The following is a 238-nucleotide window of genomic DNA, read 5'->3' on the forward strand; positions in this document are numbered from 1 at the left end:
AGGCTTGAATATTAAAAAACTTAAAGAAGGTTTTAAGCAAATTTATGGCGATTCTGTTTTTAGTTTTCTATTTGATTATAAAATGGAATTTGCTAGAAAACTCTTAGAATCTGGTGAAAACAACGTAAACGAAGTTGGGTTAAAAGTAGGGTATAGTACTTCAAGCCATTTTATTGCTGCTTTTAAAAAGAAATACGGCACTACACCCAAAAAATACATTATGTCTTTATCATAAAAA

At 28.6% G+C, this 238-nt stretch carries 1 protein-coding gene; it reads left to right on the plus strand.

The genetic code is table 11. From position 1 onward, the window contains the following. The coding region (locus FUA24_RS00985; RefSeq protein WP_148539673.1) for a helix-turn-helix domain-containing protein at positions 1 to 235 on the plus strand (235 nt) is incomplete at its 5' end. Positions 236 to 238: the final 3 nt, after the last annotated feature.

This window comes from Seonamhaeicola marinus (genome assembly GCF_008085455.1).